Consider the following 18,188-nt stretch of genomic DNA (forward strand, 5'->3'; position numbering starts at 1 on the left):
AGTTGCTCCTTTTTCATATATAGATTATTTTTCTGTTTCTTTAATTTTAGTTTGTACTTCGCCAGTTTTAATTTTATTGTTTTCTGAGAAGCGTAATAAATCGCCTTCAATAATTTTGTCAGACATTCGTAATTCATTTTGTGCACGTTTAATGAGGGCTTGAGCTTCTTTTTTTGGTAAATCTACAATTTCACCTGTTATACGGTCGTAGAAAGTGTTGTTTTTGTATGCATACTTATCTGTAATGAAGCTACCATCACGTAAAACAACAAAGCCAGTATATTCATCTGAAAACATATCATGGCCAAAACGAATATCATTCGTAGAATCAACACCTAATAAATTTAGAATAGTAGGTTTCATATCGATTTGTCCAGTAGGCTTTGAAATAGTTTGACCTTCTGTTTGTCCAGGAATATGAATATATAAAGGTGTACGTTGTAAATTTAAAGTATCAAATTCTGTTATTTGATCTTTTTCTAAAAACTGTGCCATTGCACGATTATGTTTTTCGGAAATACCATAATGATCACCGTATAACACAATAATAGAATCATCGTAAAGCCCCTCGGCCTTTAGACGTTCAATAAATTTTTTAATTGATTCGTCTAAGTAACGTGCTGTTACGATGTAACGATCAAATACGCCATTACCAGAGTTGTATGGTTCAATGAATTTTGTATCTTCATCATACGTAAATGGATAATGGTTTGTTAAAGTAAGGAAACGAGCATAGAATGGTTGATTAACAGTTTTTAATATATCTACTGATTGATCAAAGTATTCGATATCTTTTAATCCCCAATTTAAATTTGTTTCTGGTGTAATTTTGTAATCAAGCTCATTATAGTAACGATCATAACCAAGAGCAGAGTACATAATATTACGATTCCAAAATGTTGCGTTATTCGCATGGAATACAGAAGTGAAATAACCTTGCTGACGTAAAATTTCTGGAGTTGCAGTATAATCATTGTTACCGTGTGTGAAGAATACAGCCCCTCGATTTAATGGATACAACGACGTATCGATTAGAAATTCAGAATCGGATGTTTTCCCTTGACCAGTTTGATGGAAAAAGTTATCAAAGTAATAACTTTCATTTATGAATTCATTTAGGAATGGTGTAACTTCTTGCCCATTGACTGATGCGCCTATTAAGAAGGTTTGCAAGGATTCAAGAGTGACGACAATTACATTTTTTCCTTTCGCTGCACCAAACATATTAGGGTTTGGCTCGCTTTGGTTTGCTTTTACGTAGTTTTCAGTTTCTTGTAATTTACTACTATCAGCAAGCGCTTTTTGTGAACCGGCTTTTACTTGCAGTGTTAAGTCATATACTTGGTGAGTATATAGGCCTAAATTTTTGACAAGCATTACTCGGTCGAATGATCTCGTTAATAATTCAGGGCGCTCTTTTTCTGCAAGATGTAGATTCGCAAAGAATACACCAATTGTTAAAAGAAAGTATAACAAGCGTGTAGAATGAGTTACACGTTCGGTTTTAAAGACCAATGATTTCTTTTTTAATAAAATAAAGAAGAAAACAATGTCTACGAATGCGAGTATAATTTTGTAGTTTAATATTTCTATAATACTGCCGCCTAATTGTCCAAAGTTTGAGGTTTGTCCAAGTACTGGTAATGTAACGAAATCACTATAAAAATCATAGAACATTACATTTCCAACGAGTACGATTGTTAATAAGAAATTAATACATAGCGCTATATAATTTCGCTTTTCACCAGTTGAAAATAATGCTAATCCAACAAATGCTAATGATGCGGCTAGAGGACTAATAAACAAAATAAGCTCTTGCGTTGAAGACTCGATTTTTAAATCAAAACTGAATCGCGTAATAAGATATGTTTTTAACCATACTGCTAAAGCCATTATTATAATAAAGCTTATATTTTGCATTTGTAAATTTATTTTATTCTTCATTTTTACACCTTCTTTATACAATTTATTTAACTGAAGTTATATATTATGTTTTTATAACTATTAGAGTGTAATGAACCATTTAGACTCTGTTTTCTAAAGGGAATAATTTGAAGTATTCATATACATACAATGGGGATTTTTAAAGCGTAGTAGCATAAATATAACTCTTTTTGAGAAACGGACAGAACAAGTCATAGTTGTAGTGAAATTGACTTATAGACATCCTACCATATTAAACACTATGATGATGTTACAAAATATCGAACAAATGAAAGTGAAAATGGATAGAGACTTTTAAAACTGTTGACATTCAATTTATTAGAATTGAATACCAACAGTTTTAAATATGTAGTTATATTACATATGTATCTTGTAAAATTCCGATTTTTTGTCGGTTAATCATTAGCCGGGAAGGATAGGAGGGCTTATTAATATATTTTTACTATATAAGTAAAGTGTTTTGAAATTAGGAATATTTGACTAGAATCTTAATGATAGAAATTAAATGTCAGATAAGTACTTTCCAACATACAGACCACTTGCAGCTGCTTGAGATAATGAGTGCGTAACGCCTGAACAATCTCCAATTAAAAATAGCCCATGTATACTAGTTTCAAAATGATTATTAATTTTTATCGTAGGAGCATAGAACTTTCCATCAATTCCATATAGTAAAGTATGTTGATCGATAGGCTCTTGTATAAATTGTTCTAAACGTAATAAAAATTCTTTGAGCCCTTCAATATATAATTGAGGAATTTCTTGATTCAAATCTCCATAATCCCCCTGTAGTGTAGGCTGTATACGGCTATGTTCCATGCTGTTTTCCGCTGTAGGTTGTTTCTTTAGTAAGTCCTCTAAGCGCTGTATAACAACCCGATCTCGTCCTTGGTTAATGCCTTTAATAATTGAACTTGCGTATACATTTGCTTCTTTGAGAGTTGGAAAATAGCGAGGAATAAATAAAGTGAAATTTAAATTAGAAGTGCCAGTTCCTTGCTCTCGAAAATTTTGACCGTCAGGCATAACTAAACCTTCTTCGTACTTTCGAATGATGCGTCCTTTTGGATTCATACAGTAAGTAGTTGCTGTGAAATGCTCACCTTGATAAGAAAGTTTTGTTTCAAAAGTATCTTTTAATATAGAACGTAATTGATGTTCTTTCATTTCTACTCTAATTCCTAAATCTACACGTGTTTGCTCCTGAGAAATATTTAGGGAACTGCACATTTCTTTTAACCAATCGGCCCCAGAGCGCCCAGTTGCAAATACTAGTTGCTTAGTTTGAACTGTTCCTTGATTTGTATCTATTGTAAAATGATCTTCCTGTTTCAGAATATGTTGTACATCTATATGAAATTGGATCTTTATTTTCGTCAGTAAAAATTCATAGAGCTGCTGAAAAATGTTACTGGAAAGTGTAGTACCAAGATGTCTTACTTCTGTTGTTAGCATTTGTAAACCACACGCTTCAGCTCTCTTAGTGAGACTTGAATTTTCAGTAGAATATTTTGAAACCGAACTTCCACCAAACTGACATAGAATTTCATCTACTTCAGCCATGAGTTGTATAAAACCCTCTTTACCGACTTTTTTCTCAAGTTCTCCGCCAAATCCGTTTGTATAATTAAATTTCCCTTCAGATTTGCCTAAACCACCAAACCCGAAATATTTATCACATGTAGTACAATTACACACTTTTCCTTCGTCTAAAGGACAATGGCGATCTTCTAGCGCTTTACCTTTATCAAGAATTAAAACTTTTTTGTTACTTTTAGCTAGTGAATAAGCCATAAAAATGCTACTTACTCCAGCGCCGATAATCGTAATATCATACATATTCTTCCACCTGCTAACGAATAGTTTGTTTTTTATTTTTCTAGTGTATAACAATTTTATGAAGTTAAGAAATAGCTTTTATTAATAAAGTGGGAGTTTTTGAACTTGATGCTTTATTAATTTCTACGAGTGGTGGAGTAAATACAAAAATTTTTATTTGAAAGAAGAAACAGTTTAAAAAATAACTATGTCATATGATTAATAACATCTTACATAGAAAAAAACAGACCTTTTAAGTGAAGAGGTCTGTTAATGATTTTAAATCTTATTTAGCAAACACATGATTACCAATTACTGCTACTGTTTGACGTGTCGTAATCCACCTGTCCGTTGATGTTTTTGGATTGTAGAAATAAATCCAGTCTGAATCTACTCCATTTGTGGAGATAGCCTCTTCTACAGCCATTTTTGCTTCTGCACTTGCAGGTTGATTAATTCTTCCATCTGTAACAGGAGTAAATGCATATCCGTATTTAATAGGTTCATAAATAACGCCTGTTATTGTATTTGGAAAACCTTTTGCATTTACACGATTTAGTATAACTTTGGCTACTGCTACTTTTCCTTTATAGGATTCGCCACCTGCTTCAGCGGTAACTAAGCGTGCCATTAAGTCTTTTTCTTTTTGTGAAATACTTGAGTTGATTTTTAAATGTTGTCCTGTATAAAGCTTGTTTCCGACTGTATTGTTAATTTGTTTTATAGATTGGACAGTGACATTGTAACGCTTTGCTATCGTTTCTAATGAATCTCCCGGTTGTACTTGATAAATAATTTGTTCAGAAATGTTCGCAGGCTTGGCGTTTTGAGGAACAGTGATTTCATTTGATTTCACGGCCCCCGGAATATGTAACTGTTCGCCAATAAAGGTTTTATCGTTTCCTTTATTATTAGCCTGTTTAATGGATTGTATTGAAACTCCGTATTGTTTACTAATGCCCCAAAGTGTATCGTTCTTTTTTACTGTATGAATGGTAGAAGCTTCAGCTGTACTTTGACTACATACGAATGTAATTGCGGCCGCAGATAAAGGAATTATATGTTTTATTTTTAGTAATTTCATTGTAAATCCTCCTAAGAAAAAATTAAGGTGAAACGATTAAGTAATGTAGTTTGAAATGTGTATATGCGTAATATATTAATGTAAGTATATTAGCACATATAAAATAAATAATCACTATAAGTTTCATATTCGTTTAGTGTAGAGTCAGAATATGAAATATTGCATATGAAAATACATTGAAGTTCATATTTCTGATTACTATAATCTATTTAGTAGAAAGGGAATACGTTATAGAATTAATCATTATAGATTAATATAATGATTAATAATTATTAATAGGAGGATTGATGTAATGAAAATATTTCAAAAAATGTGTGCGTCAACTGTAATCATTACAACACTTTTAGGAACAGGAGGCACTATCAATAGTGTATATGCTGATTCTATAGAACAGCAGAGTAAATTAGGGATAGAACAAGAAACAGATAAGCAAATCATTGTAAAATTTAAAGCGGATTTGGATTTGCCATATGAAGATGGTATTGAAAAACAAATACAATCTCAAACGAATGATAAAGTAATAAAAGATCTTTTGACAGAATATCCAGATGTAACATTTACTCGTTTATTCACATCTGTAAGCCCGGAACAAATACAAAACCTTGAAGTGAAAGCACCTAATCATGTATCTACAAGTCTATTAAACTATTATATTCTTCAAAATCAAAATAGTGGGTATGAAGAAGAAATAGTAGATAAGTTAAAGGCATCTTCTTTAATAGAAGATGCGTATATGAAGAAACAAGAGAAAATAATGCCACCTGAAGTGCAATCATCAAGTGTAGCTCTTAATCCTAATAACAATCCTAGATTTAAAAAACAAGGTTATCTTGAAGCAGCCCCATACGGTATTAATGCGCCTTTCGCCTGGGGAATTCAAGGCGGTAATGGAAATGGTATTACTTTTGTTGATATGGAATACGGATGGCTATTAAATCATGAGGATTTATTACATCAAAATATTGAATTAATGTCTGGAAGAAATATAAATCAGCATGTCGGTCATGGGACGTCTGTACTAGGAATTGTATCTTCTGAGGACAATGAAGTCGGGAATATTGGGATTGCGCCAAAAGCGAAAGCAAAGGTTATCTCTCAAATAAGAGATAATGGACAGTATAATACGGCTGATGCAATATTAAGCGCTGTAAATCAGTTAGAAGCTGGGGGTGTTTTATTATTAGAGGCGCAAGCATCCTTTGATGGATATGGTGATAAATATTTACCTGTTGAAGTACAACCAGATATTTTTGATGCAATTCGTGCTGGTACAGATAAGGGAATTGTAATTATAGAGGCTGGAGCAAATGGGTGGAATGATTTAGATCAGTTCAAAGATAGAAAGGGTAAGCAAGTCTTAAATCGTAATAGTAAAGATTTTAAAGATTCGGGTGCAATTATGGTAGGAGCTGGCTCTTCATCTTTCCCTCATGAACGTATGTGGTTTTCGAATTATGGAAGCCGTATTGATGTGTACGGATGGGGAGAAAATGTAGATACAACTACAGCCGAGCAAAGTAGAAGTGCTGTAAATCTTTATACTTCAAGCTTTAGCGGAACATCTAGTGCTTCGCCAATTATTGCTGGGGCAGCGACTTTAGTACAAAGCATTGCTAAAGAACATTTAGGACAACCATATAGACCAAGTGAACTAAGAGCAATATTAAGCAACCAGAGCACAGGAACAAAATCTAAAGATCCATATGCAGATAAAATTGGTGTTTTACCAGATTTGAAGTCTATACTAGTAAACTTAGGTTATGAACAAAGAAAATCAAACGGTGGAAATGAGTTACAAGTAACAGAAAATGAACCAAACAATGAGCCTAGACAGGCAAATAAAGTTAACTTTCATACACCGGTGAAAGGAACGCTACATACTAGTGATAGAGTAGATGTATTTACTTTCCAAATTGACTCGCCGGAAAATATTAATATTTCTCTACTAAATGAACAAAATATCGGAATGACATGGGTACTTCATCATGAATCAGATTTAAATAACTATGTAGCATATGGTGAAAATGAAGGAAATGTAGTTAAAGGAACTTATAATGCAAAGCCAGGAAAATATTATTTATACGTCTATAAATATGAGAATAAAGATGGTTCATATGTATTGAACATAAAATAAGCAAAAGGAACTTCAGATGAAGTTCCTTTAAATTTTTCTAATTTAGTATATGTGAATGATTTTTTAACTTTACTTCTATGCAATATTTCATATTGATGAAATATTATTTATTTTTTATGAACTAGCTTATATTATATTCAATAAGTTTGATGTAAAAACAGAAAAAGAGAGGGATAATAATGAGCAATAAGAAGTTAATTTTGAAATTATTCATATGTAGTACAATATTTATCACATTTGTATTTGCTTTACATGATAAGAGAGTAGTTGCAGCTAGCTCTGTTAATGAGCTTGAAAATTGGTCAAAATGGATGCAACCTATACCTGATAATATCCCGTTAGCACGAATTTCAATACCAGGAACACACGATAGTGGGACGTTCAAGTTGCAAAATCCGATTAAGCAAGTGTGGGGAATGACGCAAGAATATGATTTTCGCTATCAAATGGACCATGGAGCTCGCATTTTTGATATAAGAGGACGTTTAACAGATGATAATACGATAGTTCTTCATCATGGGCCATTATATCTTTACGTAACACTGCATGAATTCATAAATGAAGCGAAACAATTTTTAAAAGATAACCCGAGTGAAACAATTATTATGTCTTTAAAAAAAGAGTATGAGGATATGAAAGGGGCAGAAGATTCATTTAGTAGCACGTTTGAAAAAAAATATTTTGTTGATCCTATCTTTTTAAAAACAGAAGGAAATATAAAGCTTGGAGATGCTCGTGGGAAAATTGTACTACTAAAAAGATATAGTGGTAGTAATGAATCTGGAGGATATAATAATTTTTATTGGCCAGATAATGAGACGTTTACCACAACTGTAAACCAAAATGTAAATGTAACAGTACAAGATAAATATAAAGTGAGCTATGATGAGAAAGTAAAATCTATTAAAGATACGATGGATGAAACGATGAACAATAGCGAGGATTTACATCATCTATATATTAATTTTACAAGCTTGTCTTCTGGTGGTACAGCATGGAATAGTCCGTATTACTATGCCTCTTATATAAATCCTGAAATTGCAAACTATATAAAACAAAAGAATCCTTTGAGAGTGGGCTGGGTAATTCAAGACTACATAAATGAAAAGTGGTCACCATTATTGTATCAAGAAGTTATAAGAGCGAATAAGTCATTAATAAAAGAATAAAGATGATGAGAGTAAGAAGCGATAAAATATATCGCTTCTTATTTCTTTTCCAATAACCAACAATATAAATTGTACTTTTATAATAGAAAAAAATAAAAACATAAGATATAATCATACATATAAAATTTGTACCTATAAATTTTATATGTATGATTGAATTTGATTTGTTGTAATGAAATGGAGGTATATACTATGAAGTTTCCACATGATTTTTTATTCGGAGCTGCTTCAGCTTCTTATCAAGTAGAAGGTGCATGGAATGAAGATGGAAAAGGTGTTACGAATTGGGACGAGTTTTCAAAAATTCCTGGCAAAACATACAATGGAACAAATGGTGATGTAGCTGTTGATCATTATCATCGATATAAGGAAGATGTTCGCTTAATGGCTGAGATGGGATTAGAATCGTATCGTTTTTCTATTTCTTGGGCGAGAATATTGCCGACTGGAGATGGAAAGGTAAATGAAAAAGGGATTGAATTTTATAACAACTTAATTGATGAATGTTTAAAATACGGGATTGTGCCGTTTGTCACTTTATATCATTGGGATTTACCATTACCGTTAGAAAAAGATGGTGGATGGACGAATAAAAGAACAGCAGAGGCTTTCGTAAAATATGCAGAAACTTGTTTTAAAGCATTTGGTGACAGAGTTAAGCATTGGATTACTTTTAATGAGACCGTAATGTTTTGTGGATTAGGTTATTTAAAAGGTGCACATCCACCAGGAATACAAAATGATGTTCCAAAGTATTTTCAAGCGACTCATTATGTATTTTATGCACACGCGAAAACAGTTGCGGTGTACAAGCAGCTGAAACAATATGGTGAGATTGGGATTACACATGTTTTCTTACCAGCTTATAGTGTGGATGATCAAAAAGAAAATATACAAGCAGCAAATCATGCGAATGAATATGAAACGTATTGGTATTATGATCCAATTTTAAAAGGCGAGTATCCGTCTTATGTTGTACAACAATTAAAGGAAAAAGGATGGACTCCTAATTGGACGGTTGAAGAATTAGAAATCATTAAACAAAATGCAGAAGAAAATGATTTTATTGGCTTGAATTATTATCAACCAATACGAGTAGAAAGATACGATATGGATATAAAGAGTGAGGAACATTCTCGAGAAAACTCAACGCTTGCTCCAGGTAACCCTTCTTTTGATGGTTTTTATCGAACAGTTAAAATGGATGATAAAACATATACAAAATGGGGATGGGAAATATCTCCCGAAGGTTTCTTAGAGGGATTGCATATGTTGAAAGCGCGTTACGGTGACATAAAGATGTATGTAACGGAAAATGGACTTGGTGATGAAGATCCAATCATTGACGGAGAAATTGTAGATGTTCCGAGAATTAAATTTATTGAAGCGCATTTAAAAGTAATGAAGCGTGCAATTGAAGAGGGAATTAACTTAAAAGGTTATTATGCATGGTCAGTGATTGATCTTTTAAGTTGGTTAAATGGATATAAAAAGCAATATGGCTTTATTTTTGTCGATCATAATGATAACTTAAAACGTAAGAAGAAACTTTCGTTTCATTGGTATAAACGTGTGATCGAAACGAGAGGGGAAGAGTTATAACAGATAAAAGCGTATTTTAGGAGAAAGTGTATGAGTGCAAAGTATAAACAAATTGCAGATGTGTTAGAGCAAAACATTCGAGATGGGCTTTTTAATGAAACGAAAAAACTACCTACAGAAGAAGCGTTGATGAATCGATTTGAAGTAAGCCGTAATACGATACGTAAAGTAATTAGTCAGCTTGTGAATAGAGGTTATATTTTTCAAGTGCAAGGTAGTGGCATGTTTTTACGCGAAACTTCTGTAACAGATTACATTAATTTAGGAAGTTTACGTGGATTAACGAAAAATCTTGTTTCACAAAATATTGAAACGAAAGTGTTAGAGCTTGAAGTAATAGATGCGGACGAAGAGATAGCAAAGCGGATGCAATGCGAAGCTGGAACTAGGTTGTATTTTTTGAAGCGCTTAAGAATTGTAGATGCTAAACCATTCTCTATTGAAGTAAGTTATTTCAAAAAGGATATTATTCCATATTTGAACGAAGAAATAGCATTAAGCTCTGTATACAGTTATTTCATTGAAGATTTACGATTAAATATTGGTTTTGCTGATAAAGTTATTAGTTGTGAAAAAGTAAATAAAGAAAATGCACAGCTTTTAGAATTAAATGAAGGTGATCCGGCGCTTCTTATTGAAAATACAGTGTATCTTGTAAATGGAACAATTTTTGAGTTATCTCAGTCGATGTTTCATTATGAAAAGGCGAAACTTTTAAATCGAATTAATTTTAAATGAAAAATTATCGTGTGAAAAAAGCAACTGGCCCTAAGTGATCAGTTGCTTTTTATTTTTTAAGTGGATGAGCAAAAAAACACGAAAGTGGTTGGTCCGCTTTTTGCAAACATCTATTATGATAAGAGAAGAAAGGTAGTATGTTATCAACGTTTTAAAGAGGAAGGTTTTTATGTAAGTTCTTTAATTAAAATAGATGGGTCTTAGAGAGGTGAAAAGACAATGAGTTTTGCAATTTCACTAGTCGTTATTATTGTAATTGTATCGCTATTTGGGACTGTACTAGTTGCAAGAAACGTGGAGGAGAATTACGGTAAGTCTACAAAAAGAAATGTGAAAAACTTATCTGCAATCTATATTCTTCTTCTTTTTGTTCTACTGGCCGGGGTAACATGGTACGCGGTAATGATTTAATAGTTTGTAAAAGAACTGAAATGAGAGTATGAAGTTGGAATTTCAGAAGCTATTGAGTAATCAGAAAGAGAACCATTTTGGATATATCCATTTACGGATAAGAAAATGTGACTAATTAATACTATTTTTACGGTGAATACTGTTAGTAAAAAATGAGGATAGTTCGTTTTGAAAGGAGGAAACTAGATGGAATGGAAACCAAATCGTGCAGATAAGACACCTGTATATAAACAAATTGCTGATTATATTGAAAGAGGCATTTCTTCAGGTGAATTTCCTTCTGATAGTAAGTTACCTTCTGAGCGTATATTGGCAAAGGAATTACAGGTGAACCGGAGTACAATAGTAGCTGCGTATGAAGAATTAAAATCACTTGGAGTAGTAGAACGGCAAAAGGGAAGCGGAACACGGGTTAATACAGACATATGGGGTGTCTCACATAAACGAATACCGAACTGGGGTAGGTACGTGGAGGATGGATCGTTCTTACCTAACGTACCACTCGTTCAACAAATTCGAACGGAAACACAAAAAGATGATTTAATTAATTTAGCGAGTGGTGAACTGTCACCAGAATTAATTCCGAGTGATAGATTTCGAACAATTTTGGCGGAGAAAACATTTATGGAAAATCTCGGCTATGACCATCCACTTGGAAATGAGATGTTGAGAAAAACAATTGCAGCACATGTTCAGCAATATAAACAAATTGAAGCAGATTCAAGCTCTATTCTTATTACGTCTGGAGCACAACAGGCGCTTAATCTTATCGTTCAATGTTTATTAAAACCTGGCGATGCGATTGCGATTGAAGATCCGTCATATTGTTTTTCGCTTCCAATGTTTAAATCGGCCGGTTTAAACATATTTCATTTACCTGTTGATGAGCATGGAATGAATCCAGATGACTTAATCGATTTGCACAAAAAGCATCGCATTCGTATGGTATTTTTGAATCCAGATTATCAAAATCCAACAGGTACTGTGCTTTCATTAGCGAGACGTAAAAAAATTTTAGAACTGTCTTCTGAGTTCGGTATACCAATTGTAGAAGATGATCCGTATAGTTTAATTTCTTTTAATGGAGAAGTGAACCCGACATTAAAATCAATGGACCAAAATGGAAATGTTCTTTATATAAGTTCATTATCAAAAATTGTTGCATCAGGATTACGTATTGGATGGATAATTGGTCCTACACGTGTAATTGAGCGTTTAGCAGATGCAAAGCAACAAGTTGATTTTGGCCATAGTGTATTTACGCAGTGGGTAGCAAATCAATTTTTAGAATCAAAGGATTTTCATACACATATTACGATACTTCGTGGACAATTGAAGCAAAGAAGAGATGAATTAATTGCAGAGCTTGAAGGAACATTGGGAGACCGAGTTGAATGTTTCGTGCCAGAGGGTGGAATACATGTATGGTGTAAAGTGAAAGGAAAGTTTGATGAATATCACTTATTAGGTGAATCTATACGGAATGGTGTCGCATTTGTTCCGGGCAGTGTTTTAGGTTCGAAAAATGAATATATACGATTTACGTTTGGTAGAGCGAATATAGAACAAATTCAACTTGGAATTAAACGGTTTGCCGACACGCTAAATGAAATTTCATAATATGGATGTGTGATAGTGAAATGAGGGAAAGAAATGAAGTACGTGATGCTTTTACTTCAAGTAGGCGTGCTATATATATTTAGCTTAGTGGGTACGTGGATTCAGGAAATATTCCATCTATCAATACCGGGAAGTTTAATAGGGATGTTAATGCTGTTTCTGCTCCTTTCCACTCGCATTTTACCGTTAAAATGGTTTGAGTTAGGTGCGGAAAAGTTAATCGTATTTTTACCGTTATTTTTAATCCCTTCGACAACAGGGCTGATGGAATACGGGTCTTTTCTTTTAAGTAAGGGGAGTATTATATTCCTTTTAGTAGTTGCAAGTACTGTAGTAACTTTGATTGTTTCAGGGTATATAAGTCAATTATTAATAACAACAAAAAAATAAAATCGACAAGGTGCACGATTCAAATGGTCTTAATTATTATTACTGTAGCCATTTATTTCTTGGCGACAAAGCTATATAAAAAATTTACGTTTGCATTTACGTTACCGGTGTTAACAGTTACGGCAATTATGATTTGTTTATTTTTCATTTTTGGTATTTCTCATCGTGAGTATAGGGAAAATGGAGGAGACATTCTTTCAAGCTTATTGAGCCCTGCAATTGTAGCATTAGCCATACCTCTATTTAAAGAGCGAAAGATACTTATGAAAAATTTTTTATCGATACTTATTGGAGTAGTGATAGGTATAGTGGCTGTAACGAGTATGAATGTAGTGATTGGCGGAATTTTAAATATAGATAAGGAACTTATATTAACTACTTTACCACAGTTAGCAACGATGCCTATTGCCCTATCATTAGCGGATCAAATTGGTGGTATTCCATCTATGACTTCTAGTTTTGTAGTTGTTGCAGGAATAACAGGCGCTATTATCGGACCAACAGTACTTAAGTTTTTCAGTATAACAAGTACGATTGGAAAAGGAGTTGGAATGGGCTGTGCATCACATATTATCGGTGTGAGCCGTCTCGTGAAGGAAGGCGAGAAAGAGGCGACAATCGGTTCGGTAACGATGATTGTAACTGGAATACTCATTAGTATACTAATACCGTATGGAACGAAATTTATTTTTTAAATGTAATGGAGATGATAACAATGACAACATGGTTTATAGTTACATTATTTGTTTTTGGAGCTATTAAAGTACTAGTTTCTAGCATGCCCACTTCTGTTGTAGAATCAATTATTAGTAAATTTGAATTGCATCAAAAGCTTGAGGCGGAAAATACTTCTATATCGATAGATGGAAAAAATATAGAGGGAGAAATGAAACTACAAGTTATTCATGAATTTAATGAGGCTTTGTTTTTAGATAAACATTATTTCCCGCCGCATGGAGAAGGGACACCAATAGTCATTGATACGAAGAAAGGGAATAAAGAGATTAGGTTTTCTCTATATAGCTATGAGGAACATGTTGATGTCATTAAGCAATATAAGAAGAAAGTCGTTGCCTATCGTTTACGCTCTAAAAGCCTTCAAACACTGGCACCATTAGCAATAATGGAAGAGTATGCTTAAGAAGGGACCTATAATGGTCTCTTTATTTTTTTATCCAATTATATACGTTCCAAATAAAAGAATAAAAAATCATATAACCAAATAAAGAATATGTATGGTTCCAATTCGCACTATGTACAAATAAACCTAAACTTTCAGCAATCTGTTCAAAAAGGCTAGCGCAAATACCGATCGAAATAATAAATAGAATTCTAGAAACTTTAGATAATTTTTTTGAAATGTGTATAAAGATAACTGTTAAAATCGGCAGTACGAACAATGTAAAAGCTATATTAACTGAAAATGTGGATGAGAAGGGTCTAGCTGGAAAGGAATATATTTGTTTATGAACAAAAAAAGCATCTAAACAAGTTCCAATAATAGAAGAGAGAAAGATTGTAACTACTAATGCTAGAAACTCATTCTTCTTCTCGGAGAAGGACATTTTTCTTTGCGAGAATTGCGAGTTCAATTTTTTCGAGTGTTTTGCAGTAGTCTTCTGTAATTTGTCCATTTATATTTTCCTCCTTATCAACTAAGTAATTTACAACTTGCCAATCGGTAAACCAATCTTCACTGTCAACTTCTTCATGCTTCATATCTCGCCATGCATAGATGAGTGAAGGACTGTATATACGATAAGCGCCACTTCGCAACTGGCATTTCTTTATTCGGCGCTTATAAAACTCACGGGAAAAAGATTCATTTACACTTGAAAATAAATGGGGCCAGTAATCTTTCCTTGAGCCTGTATGCGGATGATGTTGGGCCCAGCTTATTATTTGAGATAAAACATGTATATCTCGAAATAATAATGAATACAATCTTTTTCCAATTAATATTCGTTCATGTAAGGAAGTGAAATGTTTCATTGTATCACCAAATAGTAATACTTTTTGTTTTTTATCATTTTCGTAGAATGGGAAAAGGATATGATTAAACTGAAAGAAATCAAAGAGTTTAAATCCAATACTATTTAGTACAGTCTTTTTAAATTGTACATTTTGAATCACTCTTTTTTCTAAGTAGTTTTGTTCATTAACAATAGTTGCAATCGCTAATGTTTTTTTGTTGCCTGTTTTCCAAAAATCGTTCCACATCGTTTCCATAAATGTAGAAACATTTAGGTGAGGGAGAAGGTGAAATAACTTTTGTGATCTCTTTACACTTTGTTCGTAAAGTAAAAATTGAGGGTATACATCTTGGAAAATAAGCCAATTCCCTCTTTCTAAAAAAGAAAAAAATATGAATTGATCTTTCTCTGATAAAATTCTCGTATATAAATCGCCCTTTAAATCAGTCATATTCCAACCGCCGTTACGTGATACCATATGCCCAAGCAGTGCCCAATGTATTTCTGGATATTGAATGTAAAATTGGTAGTATGCGCGTGTTCTTGTAACATTATTTTTATTTAGCTGTTCTGTTTGTATTTTTATTTTGTTGATGATGAGTTGCTCTTCTTTCGTTAATTTATACATGGTATCAGAAGGAATAAGTTTGCTTTTTTGTTTCAATTCATTTTTTACATCGAATAGGGAGAGAGGCAGTGCTTTGGAAGGTCCGTTATATGTATGATATGAATTGTTTCGGTCCATTCCGTTACCTCCCTTTTTCATAAATTTAAACATGATTATTGGCTATGAATCATTCTATTTATTTTATTACGAGTATAAGAAATAAATGAGCGGTGTTTTTTACAAGGAATTTATTTATCATGCAAACAGTATAAAAAATCTTACTGTTGTGAGGTGAAATGAAAAACAGAAACTAAGTTTAATAGTTTCTGTTTTTTTATTTTGTCAATTAAATGTAACAAACGACGATTATGATTTGAATCAATTGAAAATAATTCAATAAATATTATTTAAATTGAGATGTTTCGTAGGAGGAAAAGGAATGTTAAATAAAATAATTTTAATTACTGGTGGTACAGGTTCGTGGGGGCATGAACTTATAAAACAACTATTAGAAAAATCACCGAAAGAAATTAGAGTTTTTTCAAGAAATGAAACGGTCCAGTTTGAAATGCAGCAACAGTTTATAAATGATGATAGGCTAAAATTTATTATTGGAGATATTCGTGATAAAGATCAACTAGTCTATGCATGCCAAGGTGTCCATTATGTATTCCATCTTGCAGCTTTAAAACACGTTCCAGTATGTGAGTATTATCCTTATGAAGCTATAAAAACTAACATACATGGTACGCAAAATGTAATTGAAGCCTCTACACAGATGCAAGTTGAAAAAGTTATATATGTTTCAACGGATAAAGCAGCTGATCCATCAAATACGTATGGGATGACAAAAGCAATTGGTGAAAAATTAATGGTTCATGCGAATATACAAACGAAGAAAACAAAATTCATTTGTGTTCGTGGTGGAAATGTTTTAGGAACGAGTGGAAGTGTAGTACCGCTTTTTAAACAACAAATTAAAAGATCTTCACAAGTAGGGATTACCGATGCGAATATGACTAGATTTTTCTTAACAGTTGAAGATGCTGTTGGATTGTTATTTAAAGCAGTATATCAAGGTAGAGGCGGGGAAATCTTTGTTATGAAAATGCCGGCATGTAAAATAACAGATTTAGCAGAAATATTAATTGAAGATTCAAAAAAAGAAAACATTAAGGTGAAAGAGGTAGGGATAAGACCGGGTGAAAAATTAAGTGAAATGCTTCTATCTGAGGTAGAGAGTAAAACAAGTATAAGCTTTGATCAAAATTATTTTGTGGTACTACCGACGATTCCTATCGAAGGACTTCAAGAATATTATTCTAGCTATCCGCTAGTGGATGTGAAGAGTTTTAGTTCTCAACAAGACTTGCTTGCAAAACATGAGGTGAAACAAATGCTATTAAAAGGAGGGTTTTTGCGATGAAAAAAAATGCGAGCCTTTTAATAACTGGTGCAAATGGTTTCACAGGACGCCATGCTTGCCAATATTTTTTAGAGCAGGGCTTTCATGTAATTCCTATGTTTCAAAATCGTGCACATAGAGAAAAAATTAGAAATGGTATTACTTGTAATTTAACTAATAAGAGCGAAGTAATGAAGGTAATGAAACAAATAAAGCCAGACTACGTATTGCATTTAGCAGGAAGGAATTCGGTTATAGAATCTTGGACAGCTGCTCTTGAGTATATAGAGATTAATGTAATAGGAACGTTATATTTATTAGAAGCAATTAAGCAAGAAGCCTCGCATTGTAGAACATTAGTTATAGGATCTGCTTTGCAAGCAGATAGTATGAACGAAATAAAAATTTCAAATCCATATAGTTTAAGTAAAACAATGCAAGTCATTATTGCAGAGGCTTGGGGAGGATTAATGGATTCAAATATTATCATTGCAAAGCCCTCAAACTTAATTGGTCCAGGGGAATCGAATGGCATTTGTTCGATTCTCGCAAAGAAAATGATAGATATAGAATCAGGTAGAAGTAAAGCCATTATTGAAGTAAACAGTTTGAAAGATAGTAGAGATTTTCTAGATGTACGTGATGCGATTAAAGCGTATCATGTGTTATTACGAGATGGAATAAATGGAAAACAATATAATATCGGATCAGGAGTAAAACGATCTTTATTAAATGTACTAGAACAATATAAAGAATTAACACAGCTAAATTTTTTTATAGAGGAAACAGAGAAAAATGGGAGCGACTCAAATGAGAGTTTAGCAATAGAGGAGATAAAAAGGTTAGGTTGGATCCCAGAAATTGAATTTCATCAATCATTAAAAGATGTACTTGAGTATGCGAAGTGTAGTGACATCTGCATGCAATGAAAAACAAAAAAGGGTGTAAGAAATATATGAATGATTATGAAATAATAGATAATCAAAATACGCTATTTCTTTCAATTGTTGATACGTTGGATTGGAGAGATGAAGAAGCGCATGTATTGCGTCTTTATGAGGCAATACATAAATATCAAGCGTATGTAGAAGAAAAAAGGGTTAATCAAATAAAGTCAGCATTAGAGACGGAAACTAGATATGTGATTCAAATCTTTGCTCAATACGAGTGTAGTGAGTATGGAAATGATTTTTATGAACTCATTAAAGATCTTTTACAAGATATAGAGGTGGAGTTAAAGATTTATATAAAAAATAATAAGTTTATTTACATTTAAAAGGTAAAGAGATAGCT

At 32.8% G+C, this 18,188-nt stretch carries 17 protein-coding genes; 12 read left to right on the forward strand and 5 right to left on the reverse strand.

Going from position 1 to position 18,188, the window contains the following annotated elements; translation table 11 throughout:
• Positions 1–24: 24 nt before the first annotated feature.
• The 3 genes from AC1Q8M_RS20550 to AC1Q8M_RS20560 all read right to left on the reverse strand — a co-directional run bounded on the left by AC1Q8M_RS20550 (position 25) and on the right by AC1Q8M_RS20560 (position 4,846).
• A complete protein-coding gene (locus AC1Q8M_RS20550) occupies positions 25–1,944 on the reverse strand; it encodes an LTA synthase family protein (RefSeq protein WP_098361311.1) in 1,920 nt (639 codons plus the stop codon).
• 501 nt (positions 1,945–2,445) lie between these two features.
• Positions 2,446–3,783, reverse strand: a complete 1,338-nt coding sequence (locus tag AC1Q8M_RS20555) for an NAD(P)/FAD-dependent oxidoreductase (protein ID WP_000272120.1) — start codon at positions 3,781–3,783, stop codon at positions 2,446–2,448.
• Between the two features lie 265 nt (positions 3,784–4,048).
• Positions 4,049–4,846, reverse strand: coding sequence for a cell wall hydrolase (locus AC1Q8M_RS20560; protein ID WP_098400357.1), 798 nt, complete (start codon positions 4,844–4,846; stop codon positions 4,049–4,051).
• 292 nt (positions 4,847–5,138) lie between these two features.
• Between AC1Q8M_RS20560 and AC1Q8M_RS20565 the strand changes: the two genes are divergently transcribed.
• The 9 genes from AC1Q8M_RS20565 to AC1Q8M_RS20605 all read left to right on the forward strand — a co-directional run bounded on the left by AC1Q8M_RS20565 (position 5,139) and on the right by AC1Q8M_RS20605 (position 14,051).
• Positions 5,139–6,980: a S8 family peptidase gene (locus AC1Q8M_RS20565; protein WP_098855698.1), complete on the forward strand. Its 1,842-nt coding sequence runs from the start codon at positions 5,139–5,141 to the stop codon at positions 6,978–6,980.
• A gap of 179 nt (positions 6,981–7,159) precedes the next feature.
• Positions 7,160–8,149, forward strand: a complete 990-nt coding sequence (plcA, locus tag AC1Q8M_RS20570; protein ID WP_016512421.1) for a phosphatidylinositol diacylglycerol-lyase — start codon at positions 7,160–7,162, stop codon at positions 8,147–8,149.
• Positions 8,150–8,341: 192 nt separating this feature from the next.
• Positions 8,342–9,751 carry a glycoside hydrolase family 1 protein gene (locus tag AC1Q8M_RS20575; RefSeq protein WP_000671628.1) on the forward strand — a complete coding sequence of 470 codons (1,410 nt, stop codon included), beginning with the start codon at positions 8,342–8,344 and terminating at the stop codon, positions 9,749–9,751.
• Positions 9,752–9,781: 30 nt separating this feature from the next.
• Positions 9,782–10,489, forward strand: a complete 708-nt coding sequence (locus AC1Q8M_RS20580; RefSeq protein ID WP_001274912.1) for a GntR family transcriptional regulator — start codon at positions 9,782–9,784, stop codon at positions 10,487–10,489.
• A 219-nt stretch (positions 10,490–10,708) separates the two neighbouring features.
• Positions 10,709–10,900, forward strand: a complete 192-nt coding sequence (locus AC1Q8M_RS20585) for a hypothetical protein (protein WP_000006458.1) — start codon at positions 10,709–10,711, stop codon at positions 10,898–10,900.
• Between the two features lie 186 nt (positions 10,901–11,086).
• Positions 11,087–12,520, forward strand: coding sequence for a MocR-like pyridoxine biosynthesis transcription factor PdxR (pdxR, locus tag AC1Q8M_RS20590; protein WP_000454956.1), 1,434 nt, complete (start codon positions 11,087–11,089; stop codon positions 12,518–12,520).
• A gap of 33 nt (positions 12,521–12,553) precedes the next feature.
• Positions 12,554–12,910: a CidA/LrgA family holin-like protein gene (locus tag AC1Q8M_RS20595; protein WP_000878380.1), complete on the forward strand. Its 357-nt coding sequence runs from the start codon at positions 12,554–12,556 to the stop codon at positions 12,908–12,910.
• 23 nt (positions 12,911–12,933) lie between these two features.
• Positions 12,934–13,605 carry an LrgB family protein gene (locus tag AC1Q8M_RS20600; RefSeq protein WP_098210981.1) on the forward strand — a complete coding sequence of 224 codons (672 nt, stop codon included), beginning with the start codon at positions 12,934–12,936 and terminating at the stop codon, positions 13,603–13,605.
• A 20-nt stretch (positions 13,606–13,625) separates the two neighbouring features.
• Entirely contained in the window at positions 13,626–14,051 is a 426-nt protein-coding gene (locus AC1Q8M_RS20605) for a YfmQ family protein (RefSeq protein ID WP_000214633.1), read from the forward strand.
• Positions 14,052–14,073: 22 nt separating this feature from the next.
• On the opposite strand, the gene AC1Q8M_RS20610 is transcribed toward AC1Q8M_RS20605, so the two are convergent.
• Both AC1Q8M_RS20610 and AC1Q8M_RS20615 read right to left on the reverse strand, forming a co-directional pair.
• Complete coding sequence (locus AC1Q8M_RS20610; protein ID WP_141549520.1) at positions 14,074–14,475, reverse strand: CBO0543 family protein; 402 nt, start codon at positions 14,473–14,475, stop codon at positions 14,074–14,076.
• Positions 14,450–15,628, reverse strand: coding sequence for a DUF2515 domain-containing protein (locus AC1Q8M_RS20615; protein ID WP_098361314.1), 1,179 nt, complete (start codon positions 15,626–15,628; stop codon positions 14,450–14,452). Before AC1Q8M_RS20615 ends, AC1Q8M_RS20610 begins: the two co-directional genes overlap by 26 nt.
• A 301-nt stretch (positions 15,629–15,929) precedes the next feature.
• Between AC1Q8M_RS20615 and AC1Q8M_RS20620 the strand changes: the two genes are divergently transcribed.
• The 3 genes from AC1Q8M_RS20620 to AC1Q8M_RS20630 are packed head-to-tail and all read left to right on the forward strand — an operon-like array spanning position 15,930 to position 18,171.
• Positions 15,930–16,916: a UDP-N-acetylglucosamine 4,6-dehydratase family protein gene (locus AC1Q8M_RS20620; protein ID WP_098361315.1), complete on the forward strand. Its 987-nt coding sequence runs from the start codon at positions 15,930–15,932 to the stop codon at positions 16,914–16,916.
• Entirely contained in the window at positions 16,913–17,824 is a 912-nt protein-coding gene (locus AC1Q8M_RS20625; RefSeq protein ID WP_000739091.1) for an SDR family oxidoreductase, read from the forward strand. The genes AC1Q8M_RS20620 and AC1Q8M_RS20625 overlap by 4 nt, the downstream gene beginning before the upstream one ends.
• A complete protein-coding gene (locus AC1Q8M_RS20630; RefSeq protein ID WP_002094117.1) occupies positions 17,821–18,171 on the forward strand; it encodes a DUF6572 domain-containing protein in 351 nt (116 codons plus the stop codon). The genes AC1Q8M_RS20625 and AC1Q8M_RS20630 overlap by 4 nt, the downstream gene beginning before the upstream one ends.
• Positions 18,172–18,188 lie beyond the last annotated feature (17 nt).

The organism is Bacillus sp. GW823-FHT06A10 (assembly GCF_058795375.1).